Source organism: Listeria goaensis, assembly GCF_900186125.1.
In the GTDB taxonomy this organism is placed as follows: Bacteria; Bacillota; Bacilli; order Lactobacillales; family Listeriaceae; genus Listeria; species Listeria goaensis.
The window spans coordinates 136,813-152,894 of sequence record NZ_FYBQ01000005.1; the positions used below are offsets into that span (position 1 = coordinate 136,813).

Annotated in this window: 18 protein-coding genes and 1 riboswitch; of the genes, 8 read left to right on the forward strand and 10 right to left on the reverse strand. The window is 38.7% G+C overall.

Translation table 11 applies throughout. The features are described 5' to 3' along the window. Positions 1–183: 183 nt before the first annotated feature. Both CFT42_RS08015 and CFT42_RS08020 read right to left on the reverse strand, forming a co-directional pair. Positions 184–1,086, reverse strand: a complete 903-nt coding sequence (locus tag CFT42_RS08015) for a hypothetical protein (protein WP_088815884.1) — start codon at positions 1,084–1,086, stop codon at positions 184–186. Between the two features lie 232 nt (positions 1,087–1,318). Further along, positions 1,319–2,719, reverse strand: coding sequence for an amino acid permease (locus CFT42_RS08020; protein WP_088815885.1), 1,401 nt, complete (start codon positions 2,717–2,719; stop codon positions 1,319–1,321). A gap of 136 nt (positions 2,720–2,855) precedes the next feature. Here CFT42_RS08020 and mnmL point away from each other — a divergent pair, with 136 nt between their 5' ends. Further along, complete coding sequence (gene mnmL, locus CFT42_RS08025; protein ID WP_088809882.1) at positions 2,856–3,812, forward strand: tRNA modification radical SAM protein MnmL/YtqA; 957 nt, start codon at positions 2,856–2,858, stop codon at positions 3,810–3,812. Continuing rightward, a complete protein-coding gene (gene mnmM, locus CFT42_RS08030) occupies positions 3,809–4,381 on the forward strand; it encodes a tRNA 5-(aminomethyl)-2-thiouridylate-methyltransferase MnmM (RefSeq protein WP_088809881.1) in 573 nt (190 codons plus the stop codon). The genes mnmL and mnmM overlap by 4 nt, the downstream gene beginning before the upstream one ends. Before the next feature lie 19 nt (positions 4,382–4,400). Here the strand turns inward: mnmM and asnB are convergent, their stop codons facing one another. The 4 genes from asnB to CFT42_RS08050 form a co-directional block, all read right to left on the reverse strand. Beyond that, the gene (asnB, locus tag CFT42_RS08035; protein WP_088815886.1) at positions 4,401–6,266 is read right to left on the reverse strand and encodes an asparagine synthase (glutamine-hydrolyzing); all 1,866 of its coding nucleotides are present in this window, start codon (positions 6,264–6,266) and stop codon (positions 4,401–4,403) included. Positions 6,267–6,397: 131 nt separating this feature from the next. Then, positions 6,398–7,609, reverse strand: coding sequence for a methionine adenosyltransferase (gene metK, locus CFT42_RS08040; protein WP_088809879.1), 1,212 nt, complete (start codon positions 7,607–7,609; stop codon positions 6,398–6,400). 107 nt (positions 7,610–7,716) lie between these two features. Continuing rightward, a riboswitch (SAM riboswitch) is annotated at positions 7,717–7,820 on the reverse strand. A gap of 49 nt (positions 7,821–7,869) precedes the next feature. Next, on the reverse strand, positions 7,870–8,166 hold the full coding sequence (locus tag CFT42_RS08045) for a DUF3116 family protein (protein WP_244169947.1): 297 nt from the start codon (positions 8,164–8,166) through the stop codon (positions 7,870–7,872). Beyond that, on the reverse strand, positions 8,163–8,549 hold the full coding sequence (locus CFT42_RS08050) for a thiol-disulfide oxidoreductase DCC family protein (protein ID WP_088809878.1): 387 nt from the start codon (positions 8,547–8,549) through the stop codon (positions 8,163–8,165). Before CFT42_RS08050 ends, CFT42_RS08045 begins: the two co-directional genes overlap by 4 nt. Before the next feature lie 114 nt (positions 8,550–8,663). On the opposite strand from CFT42_RS08050, the gene CFT42_RS08055 reads away from it, so the two are divergent. The 5 genes from CFT42_RS08055 to CFT42_RS08070 all read left to right on the forward strand — a co-directional run bounded on the left by CFT42_RS08055 (position 8,664) and on the right by CFT42_RS08070 (position 11,786). Next, positions 8,664–8,972 (forward strand): hypothetical protein, encoded by a 309-nt coding sequence (locus tag CFT42_RS08055; protein ID WP_088809877.1) that lies wholly within the window; start codon positions 8,664–8,666, stop codon positions 8,970–8,972. A 130-nt stretch (positions 8,973–9,102) separates the two neighbouring features. Beyond that, complete coding sequence (locus tag CFT42_RS08060; RefSeq protein WP_088809876.1) at positions 9,103–9,315, forward strand: helix-turn-helix domain-containing protein; 213 nt, start codon at positions 9,103–9,105, stop codon at positions 9,313–9,315. A gap of 54 nt (positions 9,316–9,369) precedes the next feature. Next, the gene (locus CFT42_RS08065; RefSeq protein WP_088809875.1) at positions 9,370–10,428 is read left to right on the forward strand and encodes a type I restriction endonuclease; all 1,059 of its coding nucleotides are present in this window, start codon (positions 9,370–9,372) and stop codon (positions 10,426–10,428) included. 70 nt (positions 10,429–10,498) lie between these two features. Then, a complete protein-coding gene (locus CFT42_RS14840; protein ID WP_162859614.1) occupies positions 10,499–10,636 on the forward strand; it encodes a hypothetical protein in 138 nt (45 codons plus the stop codon). Between the two features lie 304 nt (positions 10,637–10,940). Then, on the forward strand, positions 10,941–11,786 hold the full coding sequence (locus CFT42_RS08070; RefSeq protein ID WP_088809874.1) for a YitT family protein: 846 nt from the start codon (positions 10,941–10,943) through the stop codon (positions 11,784–11,786). A gap of 321 nt (positions 11,787–12,107) precedes the next feature. Here the strand turns inward: CFT42_RS08070 and CFT42_RS08080 are convergent, their stop codons facing one another. Further along, the gene (locus CFT42_RS08080) at positions 12,108–12,359 is read right to left on the reverse strand and encodes a YdeI/OmpD-associated family protein (RefSeq protein ID WP_088809872.1); all 252 of its coding nucleotides are present in this window, start codon (positions 12,357–12,359) and stop codon (positions 12,108–12,110) included. 151 nt (positions 12,360–12,510) lie between these two features. Between CFT42_RS08080 and CFT42_RS08085 the strand changes: the two genes are divergently transcribed. Then, complete coding sequence (locus CFT42_RS08085) at positions 12,511–13,869, forward strand: MATE family efflux transporter (protein ID WP_088809871.1); 1,359 nt, start codon at positions 12,511–12,513, stop codon at positions 13,867–13,869. 28 nt (positions 13,870–13,897) lie between these two features. Here CFT42_RS08085 and CFT42_RS08090 read toward each other — a convergent pair whose 3' ends face one another. From CFT42_RS08090 to CFT42_RS08100, 3 genes are all read right to left on the reverse strand, one after another. Further along, the gene (locus CFT42_RS08090) at positions 13,898–15,175 is read right to left on the reverse strand and encodes a Y-family DNA polymerase (RefSeq protein WP_088815887.1); all 1,278 of its coding nucleotides are present in this window, start codon (positions 15,173–15,175) and stop codon (positions 13,898–13,900) included. Further along, positions 15,163–15,525, reverse strand: a complete 363-nt coding sequence (locus CFT42_RS08095) for a hypothetical protein (RefSeq protein WP_088809869.1) — start codon at positions 15,523–15,525, stop codon at positions 15,163–15,165. Before CFT42_RS08095 ends, CFT42_RS08090 begins: the two co-directional genes overlap by 13 nt. Before the next feature lie 157 nt (positions 15,526–15,682). Further along, the gene (locus tag CFT42_RS08100; protein WP_088809868.1) at positions 15,683–15,940 is read right to left on the reverse strand and encodes a hypothetical protein; all 258 of its coding nucleotides are present in this window, start codon (positions 15,938–15,940) and stop codon (positions 15,683–15,685) included. Positions 15,941–16,082: the final 142 nt, after the last annotated feature.

Here is a 16,082-nt window from a genome sequence, read left to right on the forward strand (position 1 = left end):
TAAATATGACAGAGCTCACAATCAAGCCAATTCCATAATTTCGACTAATAATATCTAAGTAGATATGCGAAATAATATTATTCTTATATTCCATTAGTTTCAAGATAGACATTTCTTTTTTATTCGAATTTAAAAAGTTAGGAAAATGATACGCTTTGATTCACGAAACTTCCACTAATTTTGTCATTTGTTCTGTCTTTCGCCTAATTCATATACATTATCTGATGTAAAAAAACTTATTTTATCATTATTTTCTTGATAGCCTAAATAGTCATTGTAGCTCAATAAAATGTTGTTTGTAGATAAGTCTTCTACTATAAATTCTCCATCTGCCATTACTTGCAAGAGATATCTATCTGAAATAATCTTTGCTGTGGTTGTTCCTTCGGCTAATTTTTTTATTTGTTTTGTACCACTATACAAATAATTCTTTTTCGTATAAACAATTTCTTCTTTATTTGTGCTAAGGGAATTCTCATCTACATCAGTTGCAATTAAATTAAATTCAGATAACATTTTATTTGTTTTGTATAGATTTGCCATTTTATTTTCATGAAGTAGTGTATAAATATCCCCGTTATCGGTCGAAATTCCCGAAAAAACTTTTTTAGCCTTATCACTTAATTCTAAATTCATTTTTTTAATTTTCCCGGACCGATCAATTTCCAGTAAATCAACAAGCTCATTTGTATCATCCAAATATTTAACAACAATAAATAAGTGCTCATCCCCGATACTTGCTAAAGGAAAAAGAGCTTCTTTATCACTCTTTAAATGATATATACTACTGTAAGAATCACCAGCTTTTTTTAGGATTTCAAAATTATTTGATATTGAATTTCCTGAAGTGATATATTTAGCTGATTTAAAGAACGTATATTGAAACTGATTACTACGCAAATCCCATGGTTCTATAGCTGACTTTTCAGACATATCAAATTTAATTAGCTTCGCTCCGTCGTATACGAGTTTAATATTTTTATTGACCTCATTACTGTTGTTTACTTCATCATTTTGGTTTTTAGAACATCCAGAGATGATCAAAACTGCAAGTAGAAACATTAAAAAAGCTATTTTCTTTAACATTATGTTCTCCTATGTTTGTTTTTTTGTAAGGCTAGTAATTGTAAATAGAAGCTGCTACCACATGAGGTTATCTCCCTTTATTCCTTGAAATAAAATAAGATGTTGCACAGGTAGCAGCTTTTATCTATTTTACAACATAAGCAATTAGTCCTACTTTACTACAGAAACCAAAATTAAGCAAATTGTGTATATTTTTATACAAAATAGCCTATTTCTTATATTCTCAAAAGATTTATCTAGTTTGCCCTTTTTTCATTAAAGGATAAAGTATGAAGCCGAGTAGGAACAAGCCCAGACTGAGGCCGAATACGATTAGATTTTCCGTGCCGCTTTTAATGATCCATGCGCTATAAATTAGAGCGAGTAGCGCGATTACACCATCTGTGACACGTTTTGTGCGCGCCGAATGCTCGTAGCCTGAACCGGTTAGCACGAGTTTCAATTGGAAAATTGGTGAAATGAAATACTGCACGAGAAAGGCCAGCGTGGAAACTTTTACGACGAAATCGTACGCGACGGCGATGCTACCTGATAGCGTTGATAAAATGAATAATTGTGATGCTAAACACGTTAAAACGAGCGCGCGCACTGGTGTGCCGTTTTGATTTACCTTTTTCAAATAAGGAAGGAAAAGTCCATTTTTTGCAGCCTGATGCGGGGCTTCGGAACTAAGCATAATCCAGCCAATTGTGGAGCCGAACAGGCAAATGAGCGCTAGAACAGCCATGACGGCGGAACCACCACTGCCAATGACCGAATTGAGCGCATCTGCAAGCGGGCTCGCGCTCCCGAGTAACTGCTCTTTTGGAATGAGTCCGAGAGTTAAAACCGAGATGGAGATATACAGCAAGACGGAAATCACCAAACCTGAAATCGTCGCTGCTTGAATAGTACGGCCTGATTTGGCACGACCTGCAAACATCATCGCGGATTCAATGCCGATAAACGCCCAGAGCGTCACAATTGCGGCTTTGTTAACTTGCGATAGAAGTCCGTTTTCAAGGCCATTTGCATCATAAACGGGGTGATAAAATGCGCCCATTTTGGCGGACTGGAAGGCGAAGACGGCAACGATGATGAATAAAAAGAAGCCAATGACTTTGGCGATGGTGGCGATTAAATTGATTTTTCCAGCTGCACTTACGCCGCGTGAAATGATGAATGCTACGCCCCAAAGTAAGACGGAACATACGAAAAATGTCACGAGCTGACCTTCTGCTAGCTTGAAGCCTCCGATTTGAACCAAAGTATCAGTGCTGTTTAATATTGGAAAAAACACGGATAAGTAGCCGGCAAATGAAGTGATAATCGACACGTTCCCTGCCCAGTTTGCTACCCAATAACTCCAAACGGCGATGAAGCCGGCCATTTGTTTCGCGTTTTGATTTTTAAATAAGGCGTAGGCATGGCTCTGCGCCCCGCTTGTTAAGTCTGGTCTTCTGACCGCTAAATTTCCGAAGACAAGGGCGATCATTAAAACGCCAAGTCCCGTAATCGACCACGCCAGCAAAATTGCGAGCGGACTTGCGACTTCTGCCATTTGGCGTGGAAGCATAAAGATGCCTGAACCAATCATATTTCCGATGACGAGGGCTGTTAAAATAAAAAAGCCCATTTTCTTTTTTTGCGACATATTTGTAACTCCTTTTTCAATTTAACCTATTATCACGTTACCAAGAGAAAGTATAACTAAATATAGCAAACTTTATTTTATGCGTCAACTATTTGTGGTAAACTAAACACATTGAACAAAAAGGAGTAGAAGTATTGTGACACAAGTAAATCCCTTTCCTTATAGTCGCGACAACAAGCGGTACCATACGTGGAATTATTGTCTCCGCGAACAATTTGGCATGAAAATTTTTAAAGTAGCACTCGACGGCGGCTTCGATTGCCCGAATCGTGATGGCACAGTCGCGCGCGGTGGTTGCACATTTTGTAGCGCTGCTGGTTCTGGCGATTTTGCTGGCGACCGCAATTTTGACTTGAAAACACAATTCGATGAGGTGCGGAGTAAAATGCATCATAAATGGAAAGACGGCAAATATATTGCTTTCTTCCAAGCCTTTACAAATACCCATGCGCCCGTCTCCGTTTTACGCGAAAAGTATGAAACGGTTATGAACGAGGAAGGTGTTGTTGGGCTTTCGATTGCGACGCGCCCAGACTGTTTGCCAGACGATGTGGTGGAATATTTGGCGGAATTAAATGAACGCACCTATTTATGGGTTGAGCTTGGTCTTCAGTCGGCGCACGATGAAACGGGGAAACTCATCAATCGCGCTCATGATTATGAGACTTATTTGGAAGGTGTCGCCAAACTACACGCAAAAGGCATTCGCGTTTGTACGCACATCATTAATGGGCTTCCAAAAGAAACACCAGAAATGATGCTTGAAACTGCACAAAAAGTAGCGGAAAGCGGCGTTGAAGGTATTAAAATCCACCTCCTCCACCTTCTAAAAGGCACGCCGATGGTTCTGGATTATAAGCGTGGCGACTTGAAATTTTTGTCGCAAGAAGACTATGTAAAGCTCGTTTGTGACCAACTTGAGCTTTTGCCAAAAGAGATGGTTATTCACCGCATCACGGGTGACGGCGGCGTTAGCGATTTGATTGGCCCCATGTGGAGTCTGAACAAGTTTGAGGTGTTAAACGCCATTGATCAAGAGCTCGTCTTTCGAAACAGCTATCAAGGAAAACATTTTTCGGGGGTAAAAGCATGAATTTAGACGGGATTCTTCCCTTCAGTCACGGTTTACTGAAAAAGATTATTTTCCCCGGTGACGCAGTGATTGACGCGACTTGCGGCAACGGGCACGACACACTTTTCCTTGCTGAATTAGTCGGCACAAATGGGTGCGTGTACGCGTTTGATATTCAAAACGAAGCCGTCCAAAATACTGCTACTAGACTCACCGAAGCAAATTGTTCCGCGCAAGTAAAACTATTTCAAAAAAGCCATGCGGAAATCGAAAATTGCGTCCCCGTACCAATTAAAGCTGCTATCTATAATCTTGGCTACCTACCAGGTGGCAACAAGTCCATTACAACGCTAAGCGAAACAACAATCTCAAGCATCGAGCAAGCGCTAGCGAAACTTCTTCCCGGTGGCATTGTCATTTTAGTCATCTACCGCGGTCATGACGCTGGAAAAACCGAAAAAAAAGCCGTTCTAAATTACGCTGAATCTTTGCCACAAAAGGACTTCCACGTTCTCAGATACGGTTTCATCAATCAACAAAACAATCCACCATTTGTTGTTGCGATTGAAAAAAGAGAGCGGAAAAATTAATTTCCACTCTCTTTTTCATTTATTTATTAAAATCATACTTTTCTTCAATATAAATGGAATACCAAATCATGAAGATGACGACCGTCCAAATTTTACGGCTGTAATCATGTTTCCCTGCGCAATGATCATCAAGTAGTTGTAACACGTACTCTTTGTTAATTAAATGCCCCGTTCCCGATTCATGAATAATCGTTTTAACCCACTCATTCATTTCCTCTTTTAGCCAGTGGCGAATTGGAACCGGGAATCCTAGTTTACGACGATTTAAAACGTGTGCGGGAACAAAAGTCTCTGCCGCTTTACGTAAAATATATTTCGTCGTTCCGTTTGTCGTCTTAAGCGATGCGGGAATTTGTTTCGCAACGTTAAACACTTCTTTATCCAAGAAAGGAACGCGCACTTCAAGTGAATTCGCCATCGTCATGCGGTCAGCTTTTAGCAAAATATCGCCGCGAAGCCATGTGTGCATGTCGATGTATTGCATCCGCTCGACTGGTCCGTAGTGTTTCGTTTCATCATAGAACGGTTTAGTGATGTTCGTATAATCGTGGCCTTCGATGTAGCCGGGCAGTAAAATGCGTTTTTCAGCTTCGGTAAACATCTTCGCATTGCCGATATAACGTTCTTCCATTGGCGTTGTGCCGCGTTCTAGGAAGCTTTTACCGCGCATTCCTTCTGGCATCACTTTAGCAACGCCGCCAAGCATCGATTTGAAAACGCCGGGCATTTTGTTGAACATGGAAAGTGAATTCGGTTCGTTGTAAATGTTATAACCGCCGAACAATTCGTCTGCGCCTTCGCCTGAAAGTGCTACGGTTACTTGTTTGCGCGCTTCACGTGATAAGAAGTAAAGCGGAATCGCCGCTGGATCGGCAAGTGGGTCATCCATATGCCAAACAATTTTCGGCAGTTCGTCCATGTATTCTTGCGGTGTAATCACATAGCTAATGTTTTCTACGCCCAGTTTATCTGCGGTTTCCTTTGCAACATCGATTTCGCTAAAGCCATCTCGTTCAAATCCGACCGAGAATGTTTTAATCGCTGGGTGGTATTCTTTCGCAATCGCCGCAATAATCGAGGAGTCAATTCCACCAGAAAGAAATGAACCGACGGGCACATCAGAGCGCATGTGCATTTTGACAGAGTCGTACATGACATCGCGGATTTCTTTAATAAACGTGTCCTCGGACTTAGAAACGGCTGCAAATTCAGGTTTGAAATACTGCGTAAACTGCATTTCTTCCCCTATTTTTTTAGTAAAATAATGTCCTGGTAGTAGACGTTTGACTTCCGTCGTAAGTGTGTCAGGTTCTGGCACAAATTGATACGTCATATAATTTTGTAAGGAAACTTCATCTAATTTTTTATTTTTCAGTGCGTGTAAAATCGATTTTTTCTCCGAACCCATATAAAGTTTGCCGTTTTCTTCTGCATAAAAGAATGGCTTAATTCCGAATGGATCACGCGCGCCGTAAACGGTATTTTCCACTTTATCCCAAATGACAAAGCCAAACATTCCGCGCAGTTTTTCGGCAGTCTTCTCTTTATATTTCGCATATGTAGCGATGATAACTTCTGTATCACTTTCGGTTTCAAACGATAAGCCGTCTGCTTTAAGTGATGCACGAAGTTCCACATAATTATAAACTTCTCCGTTAAAGATAATCCAATAACGTTCGTTTTCGTACGTTAACGGTTGGTGACCGTTTTCCACATCAATAATACTTAAACGTCTAAACCCGAACTGAACGTGCTCATCGGTATAGTATCCTTCATCATCAGGTCCACGATGGGTAATCATATCATTCATTTCTATAAACGTTTGTTTTTCTTCACCAGTAATTTCAGCAATGCGGTCATGAACGCATCCTACAAATCCACACATTCTGACATTCTCCTCTATTTTAAATTTCATTTGATTTCTCAATTACACAACGTCTATCATATCATAAAGCACGACGATTTGCACAGTTTCAATAATAAAAAAACGCCGCTAAAAGAAGCAGCGTTTCGAAATTATAGTTTACTTGCAAGTTGATTTAAGAAAGCCTTTAAGTCGGTTACTTTATTTGTTTCCTCCCACGGCAAGTTTAAATCAGAACGTCCAAAATGTCCAAATGCTGCTGTCTGCCGGTAAATTGGGCGTTGCAAGTCAAGCATTTTAATAATCCCCGCGGGACGCAAATCAAAATTGGCACGTACAGCTGCAATTAAATCTTTTTCAGAATAGTCACTTGTTCCGTAGGTCTCAATAGAAATCGAAACTGGGTGTGCGACGCCAATTGCGTAGGCTAACTGTACTTCTACCTTTTTCGCCAGTCCAGCTGCTACAATATTTTTAGCCACATAACGGGCTGCATAGGCACCGGAACGGTCAACTTTGGTCGGATCTTTACCGGAGAAAGCGCCGCCGCCGTGCCTTGCATAACCGCCGTAAGTGTCTACGATAATTTTCCGCCCAGTGAGCCCCGCATCGCCTTGCGGGCCGCCAATAACAAACCGACCTGTCGGGTTAATGAAATATTTTGTTTCCGCGTCTAACAAGTTTTCCTCGATGACCGCATGAATGACTTTTTTAAGCATGTCCTCACGTATCGTGTCATTTGAAATCTCAGGATGATGTTGCGTAGAAATGACAATCGTGTCGATGCGCACAGGCTGGTTGTTTTCATCATATTCTACAGTCACCTGTGTTTTGGCATCAGGGCGCAAATAATCAAGCGTTTTGGATTTCCTTAACTCAGCAATTTTTCGTGATAACGCATGCGCTAAATGAATCGGTAGCGGCATTAAATCCTCTGTTTCATCCGTCGCAAAACCGAACATCAAGCCTTGATCGCCGGCACCAGTCGCAAGTAAATCTGTTTCCTTTTCTCCGTTTCGCGATTCCAAAGATTCATCAACGCCCTGCGCAATGTCAGGCGACTGCTCATCAATTGCTGTTAAAACGGCACATGTTTCTGCATCAAAACCATATTTAGCACGCGTATAGCCGATTTCCTTAATCGTTTGTCTAACAATTTTCGGGATGTCCACATAAACAGATGTTGTAATCTCACCTGCTACAAGAACGAGTCCAGTTGTCACGGTCGTTTCACAAGCGACACGCGCATCTGGATCTTTTGCGATAATAGCGTCTAAAATTGCATCAGAAATTTGGTCTGCAATTTTATCTGGGTGCCCGTCAGAAACAGATTCTGACGTGAATAAATGACGATTTTCAGTCATTTGATAGTTCCTCCTTTTAATCTCTTCCATCCGCGTATGGCAAGAAAAAAAGCCCTATTCTCTACATAGACAGGCATAGAGAAAAGGCTTGAAAGTTCGTACCTTCGCTCTCATCGGTCAGGATTTCTCCTGCTCAGGTTAGCACCTTACAACAAAAAGTGTAGGTTGCTGGGCTTCAAAGGGCCAGTCCCTCTACCGCTCTGGATAAGAGTTGATTTCGTTCTTTTTTAGAATAACATACGGAACATACCGTTGCAACCCTAATTTACTGTTAAAAATTCCGGCCATTCATTTGGTGGCACATCCTTGTACTTTTCATATAATAAATCGCCTTTTTCTGTTCTGCTGTAACGGATGCCGTGGTTGCTGTGGTAGCGAAAAACATATCCGGCTTCTTCTAGTTGGTAAATCGTCCATAAAAAATCCGTTTTACTTGGCAAATTCATCCTACCTGATTTTGAACGATCGTTGACAAGTTCATGAATGTTCGATTCACTTTTATAGACGTTTTCAATAATTTTAAAGGCTAAATTAAATGGCATTTCCAAACTATTCACGCTTCCCTCTTCAAACACTTCACATTTTTATGCGGCAGATATTTTCTAATATAATACATTATTCTACCACGTTTTCGCGCAATTAAGCGATATATTTTTCTGCCAAAAAAAGGAATTCCCGGAAGATATAAGGCTACAGCTAGCCATTTCCAATAAGGTAAGCGCATGAGGATTTTGCGTACGGCATAAAAGCCGCGATAAATACGCCCATTTTCGCTTATAACATGCAACTGTTCGTGTAGTTCACTTGCTGAAAAATAGCTCCCTTTGTATGTTTGAAGCGGCTGCCATTTTAGCTGGCCTTTTTTGTCTAATTTCATCATTATTCGTTTGACTTCCTTGCAAAATTCGCAATTTCCATCATAAAAAACGATATCTTTCATCGACAAAACCTCCTAGTATTTTTCTTTCCCCTTATCATATTTTTAAACCTGTGGTATGATAGAATGGTTAAAATTAGAAAAATATATTCGAAATTAACGATAAGGAGAAGAAACATGACATTAATTCCACTAACTTTAATTATTTTTGCAGGCTTTGTTGCGGCTCTGCTTTTATTTGAATTCATTGTGAAATGGCGCTGGTTTAAGTACTTTTTGGCGACGGTAGGTTTAGTAGCCAGTGGCATCATATTTTTTATCAGCTTTTATGGTGGTGGTATGAAACAAACCGAAATTGCAATTGCATTATTCTTAGCAAGCTTTGGCGAATACGTCATTTCCCTCATCATCAGCCTTATTTCACTCATTAAAAGAAAATCAAATACGCCTAAGAAAAAGGCAACTAAAAAAACCGGTCATGCTTAAATCTAGCATAACCGGTTTTTTTAGTGTCATGTAATATTTTAATACAATTTAAGATGTTACACTTTTCGTTTAACAAACTATATTTTCTGTTTATATATTGTATAATTCTAACTATGAGGGAGGTACCAGTATGACCATTTTAAGTGAACGACTCACAAGCTTACGCGAAGACAGAGGTTGGACAAAAACGCTGGTTATACATAAGCTTGGTTTGAAAAATTTAGGTACTTATGCTAACTGGGAATACGGGACACGTGAACCTGATGCCCAAATGATTGTAAAACTTTCTGATTTATATGACGTAAGTACAGATTATTTACTCGGGAAAAGCAATACATCCTAAACATGCTTTTGACTATCAAAATAATCACATTATAATAATAGGAGATGAAGGATATTGGATTTTGAACAGTTTTCTAAGACACTTTTTTCTGTAAGCGCACGTGTAGAGCAATTAGAGGAAAATATTACTACAGAGGAAGCCACAAAAACATCATTAATTATGCCCTTCTTTCAAACTCTAGGTTATGATATTTTCAATCCCTTAGAGTTTTCACCAGAATACATTGCTGATGTAGGTATAAAAAAGGGAGAAAAAGTAGATTACGCCATATTAGAAGATGGGAAACCACTTATTTTAATTGAAGCTAAATCAATCAATGAAAAATTGAACAACCACGATTCTCAACTGTTTCGATATTTTGGGACAACCTCTGCTAAAATCGGAATATTGACAAATGGTAACGAATATCGTTTTTATACTGATTTAGATGAAACGAATAAAATGGATAGTAAACCTTTCTTCTCGTTTCACTTAACCGAATTAAAAGATGGACAAGAAGCTGAAATTTTCAAGTTTCATAAAGAACAATTTGACCTAATCAATATCTCGAAAGCAGCTTCTGATCTTAAATATCTTGGAGCTATAAAAGAATTTCTAACCAAACAATTAAATGACCCTAGTGAAGAGTTTGTAAAATTTATTATGACCGAAATTTATGAGGGGAAAAAGTCAAAAGCTGTAATTGATAAATTCACACCAGTTATCAAAAAAGGATTTAGACAATTTATTTCTGAACAAGTGAATAGTAAGTTAAATGCTGCCCTAAATAATTCTGTAAACTTAAGCAAAGAAGATGAAGAAACTAGTCTACATGAAACAAACGAAAAAGAAACTATAACAACCGAAGAAGAAATTGAAGCTTTTGCTACAACGAAACTAGTATTAAAAGATTCAATCGATTTGGAACGACTTTACTACAGAGATAACAAATCATATTTCAACATTCTCATTGATGATAATATTCGTAAATGGATTCTTAGACTTTATATTAATAACTCCCGTAAGTTTATTATTTTAAATGATGAAAAGAAAACTGAACTTGAGCTAGTGAATGTCACAGATATTTTTAACTATAAAGAAAAAATCACACCCATTGTTGAAAAATATTTATAAAAATAGCTACTTAGGCAAAGCATGTGGTACACTAATACTATAATAATTCACTACCTAGGGGGCGATTTTCATGAAGCAAACATTGCTGATTGTGATGGCAATCGTTTTTCCTGCAACTTTAGGAGCTATTGTAGCGCTTCAAGTTTACAAGAAAAAGACGGCCACTTATATGCCGCTAAAAAATGAATTTGTTCATTGGAAAAAGTAATCATCAAAGGAGGATTTCCACATGAAAAAAGCAGAAAGTGAAAAGCCACTTGTTATAAAAATTGTCATCTCTGTTTTGTTAGGGCTTGTTTTACTTAATCTTATGCCTATTCTAGCGATATTTTCTTAAAAAAATTGAGTTGCCATTTTAAAAATTTTATGCTAATTTAGTAATAGAATTTATGTTTTTATGGTGAGACAGTTAACGGCGATTGCCTTAATGCTTTTTTACAAAAAGACTCCGACACCCTTTTGGGATGCTCGGGGTCTTTTTCTGCTCACTAGGAAAAGAGAGGGGTTATACTATGAATAAAAAATGGGCTTTTAATTTTGCGAAAATTATTATAGGGGCGCTTATTTTTTCGCTAGCAGTAAACGTTTTTGCGATTCCAAACCATCTCGGTGAAGGTGGTGTTACGGGACTTACGATGATTTTATACTACACACTTGGAATTGCACCGGCTATTACTACTTTAATTTTCAATGGGATTTTGCTTATTATCGGATATAAATTTTTGGATCGGTTGACGATTATTCTTACAATTATAGCCATTATTTTTACATCACTTTTTTTACGTCTAACCGAAAATATAACCTTTGTAACTGACCAAACGATTATCGCAGCTATTTTTGCTGGCGTGTTAATGGGATTTGGTATGGGACTTATTATGCACGGTGGTGGAACAACAGCAGGAAGTGCCATTTTAGCTAAAATTGCGAATAAATATCTTGGCTGGAATACAAGTTATGCGCTCCTCTTTTTTGACCTCATCGTTGTCATTCCCTCAACTTTTATTATTGGCTTACAAAACATGCTTTTCACAATTGTTTCACTCTATGTTTCTACAAAAGTACTCGACTTAATTTTAGAAGGCTTTAATCCTAAAAAATCCGTTACTATCATTTCAGATAAATATGAAGATATCGCTCGTGAAATTGATTTAAAAATCGGTCGTGGCATGACTCTGTTTGACGGACAAGGCTATTATAAAAAAGAAGATAAGAAAATTCTTTATATCGTCATTAGCAGACAGCAACTTTTGCCACTTACCAAAATTGTTAACAAACATGATGAAAAAGCCTTTTTCATTATTAATGATGCCCAAAGTGTTGTTGGTGAAGGGTTTACAAAACAAATAACAAGTGAATAAATTGATTTTTTATGCTAAAATAAGTTCGATTCAATAAACAAGTGAGGCGATTTTATGAAGTTTTCTACTATTCCCTTTCGTTTCCTCCTTGTTGTTAGCTTATTATTTAGTATTTTAGGGGTCATAAATATTGGTATCTCCCTCTCATGGGATTTTAGTAACATTGAAAATTTGCTTTTAGGACTATTTTTACTTTTTCTAGGAATTGCATGTTACCATTTACGTTATAAACTCATTAAAAAGGGACGCAACGACTAAGAAATAACACGTGTAAACCCCGCCGAATTGATTTTCGGTGGGGTTTACTAGTATTGCTTCCTCCTATTTCCCTTCATAATCCATATTCATATATTTTTTGCCACCTTTTAGCTCTGTAATCATTTGTTCGATTCTTTTATGGCGAGTTTCCTCACGTTTTGCGCGTCCAATCCACCCAATATAATCATTTTTTTGAAAATCTGGGCGCTTTTTATAGGCTTCTAAAACTTGATGTTCTTTCAACAACTGATGAATATCTTCAGGCAAAGGATAAATCTCACGTTTTAAATTCGTTTCTTTAATATATGGATTCACGTCGTTAACTTCCCTTCCTCCTATTTTAAATCATTTTCCCCTTCTTTTTTTAGACAAACATCTTGTGAAATGGGATTGCGTTTTCATAAAAGAACATGGTACAATTTTCTGAATGAATAGTGAACATACTTTAACTTAAGGACGTGTATCTATGCATCATAAAGCGCTATCCCCCACTAGAAAAATCTTAAATTTGGCTATCCCCGCTACGATTGAGAACCTCCTTCAAACTATGATGGGGTTTGTTGATGGGCTAATGGTTGCTCGAATCGGTTTGCTTGCCGTCACTGCCGTAGGGCTTGCTAACACCATTCTTGCCGTCTACCTTGCCATATTTCTCGCATTAGGGATTGGAACTGCCTCACTAATTGCGCGCTATCTAGGCGATAAAAAAGTAACCGCTGCCAAAGAAATCGTTTCTCAATCTACATTTATTGCGATTTTAGTTGGAGCTTTATTTAGTGTCCTTACACTCCTTTTTGCCTCTCCACTCCTGCAGTTAATGGGCGCTAAGGATTCCGTTCTAGTTTATGCAGTCCCTTTTCTTTCTATAGTTGGCGGAAGCTCCGTTTTCATTTCTTTGATGACTGTATGGGGAAGCGTATTACGCGCTGCCGGAGATACAAAAACACCTATGAAAATTAGTTTCGTCATTAATATTTTGAACGTTCTTTTAAACTACATCTTGATTTTTGGTATCGGATTTATCCCCGCATTTGGCGTAGTCGGCAGTGCAATTGGGACTGTTATCGCTAGGCTCATTGGCTGTTTATTACTATACATGAAAATTCAACAAACTGATTTTCATCTTTCTTTCCGCAAATTATTCCGAAAATCCAATTATTCGGCGCTTATTCGCCTCTCTATTCCCGCAGCTTTGGAGCGGCTTGTCATGCGTCTAGGACAAGTACTTTATTTCAGCTTAATTGTAGCTGTAGGGATTAAAACATACGCCGCTCACTCGATTGCTGGGACTATTGAAAGCTTCACTTATATGCCTGGTTATGGTTTTGCCATTGCGGCGACAACACTTGTCGGTATGAGTGTGGGTGCTAAAAACTATCAGGAAGCGAAACAATTGGGATTTTTGTCTGCTAAAATTGGGCTGATAATTATGAGTGCTTTTGGCGCCGTTCTCTTCTTTTTCGCTCCTGTATTTGGCAGTTGGTTTACACAAGACCCAGAAGCGCTGCATAAAATTATAATCGCTCTGCGCATCGATGCTTTTATTCAGCCTATTTTAGCGATTAGTTTAATCCTTACAGGCGCTCTTCAAGGTTTGGGTGATACGAAATCGCCTTTATATAGCACGGTTATTGGCATGTGGGGCGTCCGGATTATCGGCGTGATTATTTTCAGCTTATGGCTTCAGATGGATATTGCCGGCATTTGGCTTTCGATTGGACTCGATTTACTGCTACGTTCCATTTATCTTACCTATCGCTTCCGGAAAAAGATCGCTCAAAAAAGCACGTTATTCGCAAAAAAGCAAGAGTTGAAAGATGTCTAATAAAAACCGCTAAAAATTTTAGCGGTTTTTACCCTTGATGCCCGCCAATGTACGTCGACCGCTTCATTCCAGTGGCCCCGCTTGAAAGGCTGCTCGCATGCATTAAGGCTTTATAGCCATAGCGCGCGCGAATCTTGTCAATTGTTCGCTCTAATTGTTCCATTTGCAGCGTTTTAATAGGATTCTCAAACAAATTAAGCTGCAAGCCCTTTTTTAGTGCGATGCCACCAAATGAAATGGCGATGACGCGAACAGATTGCTGCTGATAATATTTCCAAAACAGCATTTCTAAAATGGCTTTAAGCCGCACACTCGAATCTGTCGGCTGGATTTTAATTTGATGTCTAAAGCCTCGAATTGGACTATATTTGCTGTAACCAATACTCAAAAACACCCGATTGGTGTCCACAAAATTTTTGCGAAGGCGCGACGCCATCTCTTCGGCCATTTCTTTTATGACAATCACAACTTCTTTTGCATCTTTGTAGTCGCGTTCCAAAATTTGATTTTTCCCAAAAGATTTTTCGATAGGTTTATAAGTTTCATTGATACGGCTATAATCGAGACCGTGCGCATGATAGTAAAGCTGCTGCCCAATTACCCCAAAATGTTTCTTGAGCAGCCCTGGCTCTGTTTGGCTAAGCTCATAAATGCTATTTATGCCAATATCCCTAAGCTTCCGCCCCATTCGCTCCCCTATGCCCCAGAAATCCGTGAGCTTTTTAATGCGCCACACCTTCTCAGGAACGTTCTCATACCGCCATTCCGCTCGTCTCGTAAAACTATGTTTCGACTCAATATCAAGTGCCAATTTAGCCAAAAGCAGGTTATCGCCAATGCCACAAGTGACATAAAGCCCTGTTTCCTTTAAAATATCCGCTTGAATTTGTTCCGCAATCCTTGTAGTCGTCCCAAAAAGGCGATGCGAACCAGTCACATCTAAAAACACTTCGTCAATCGAATAAGGCAAAAAATACTCTTTAGGCACATATCGTAAAAAAACCGCCCGTATTTGTGAGTTAACAGCCAGATAATGTTTCATACGAGGCGGCGCAACAATAATGCGTGGATCGTTTGGAAGCTCATATCTTCTCGCTCCCGTTTGAATGCCAAACACTTTTTTCATGAGCGGTGTCGCAGCAAGAACTAATCCCCCACTATTTTCCGGGTGGCTCATGACAACTAAAAATGAAGTAAGCGGATTAAGTCCCCTTGAAACACATTCCACACTCGCAAAAAATGATTTTACATCAATGCATAAAATATCTTTTCGCGGCACATGCTGATAATCCATTACGTGTACCATTTAGATTCGCCTTCTTTACATGCCACATGATGAATACTATCAAAAAATACTTTTACGTTTTTCTCCCCGCTTCTAAGCCAAATATCGCCATCTTGAATGCCAACAATTCGTCCAATTAAGTCTGCTTCCGGAAAACCATCCGGGTTATACACTGGCAATTTCTGCTGAATAATGACAGTTTGCTGATGCAGCAATGCTTCGCTTAATATCATTTCAATGTTTTTCGCACTCATTGCCTCTTTCCAATTTAAATGCTTCTTCTCATGTTCAATTTGCTCTGAATGTTCACTTAAAATGAAGCCACCCCATTTTTGGATACCTCGGTCAAATTCTTCGCCAGGTAAATTCATTTTATTTCGCCCCCTCCCTAAAAAAGAACATACGTTCGTTTAAATTGTATTAAATTAATCAACAAAAGTATACAGTCCGAAAGTCATCTTTTAAAAATATACTGGAACGAAGTAACTAGATAAAAAAGAACCTTGCGAAAAATCACAAGGCTTAAAGTCAAATATTATATTCTAGCATAATTTTTTCGTGTTCATATCTTTGCCGATGTCGATTTCTAAATAAATCGCTCGCTCTTTTCGTAAAAATGATAAGATAAGGCAAGCGTTTCTCATTATAAACAACCGTCAAAAATCCGTGACGATTAAGACGTTTGAGGTTGTGATAATGTGCCTTTAAGTAACCTGAATCATCTTCTTTATGCGCTTCATGGAGGTAAATTAAGACCCGGTAATCTTCCGAGTTTAACCTTTTCATCCTTTCATCTCCCGTATGTTATTTTTTTCACATTAGCGATTATACTGCTAATAATCGCAAAAGAAAAATAAAAGAATATACATAATAAGGCGTATTCTTTTAATATTGAAAATTTTTAAATCGCATCTTAATAATGCTATAA